Here is a 492-nt window from a genome sequence, read left to right on the forward strand (position 1 = left end):
CTTTTTGCGCCATACCGCCCAGAGGCGCCGCCCAGCGGACATGACCGGCAACGTCCAGACGATGTTTACCCTGGAGCGTGGTCAGGTAAAGACGATCAATATCTGCGGGCATCTGCACATGCGCAACGACTATGGGCAGTCCATGGGCCTGCAAGGATTGTCTGGCCGGAACAGGAGATGGGGAGGATAGGGTCAGATACTGGGTGGGTACGGAAGCGCAGCCAGCGAGTGCCGCCGCCATTCCCAACAAGAAAAGTTTTCTGTGCAATGTCATGGTCTTTTTCCAAAAATCAGGGCATTGGGGTGACTGTTCAAATAATCGGTCAATTCCCGCAATGACTGGGCGGTTCGTGATAATTCATACAAGGCGCGTGGGAGGGTCGTGGATTCTGGCGCATTGGCGGCGCTTCCCTGGCTATGGAGCAGGGCATTGCCTGACTGCAAGGCGGCATGGGCCTCCTGACTGGCCGCGTTCAGTGATTTCAGGATGGC

The 492-nt window shown here is 56.9% G+C and carries 1 protein-coding gene and 1 pseudogene; both read right to left on the reverse strand.

From position 1 onward, the window contains the following. Window positions 1-274: PqiC family protein (locus HAP95_RS13395; protein ID WP_215884660.1), on the reverse strand; the 274-nt coding region annotated here is incomplete at its 3' end. Next, window positions 271-492: pseudogene (locus tag HAP95_RS13400) on the reverse strand (intermembrane transport protein PqiB); the annotation flags it as partial. The pseudogene HAP95_RS13400 and the gene HAP95_RS13395, both read right to left, overlap by 4 nt.

This window comes from Acidithiobacillus sulfurivorans, from assembly GCF_018853815.1.
Taxonomy (GTDB): domain Bacteria; phylum Pseudomonadota; class Gammaproteobacteria; order Acidithiobacillales; family Acidithiobacillaceae; genus Acidithiobacillus; species Acidithiobacillus sulfurivorans.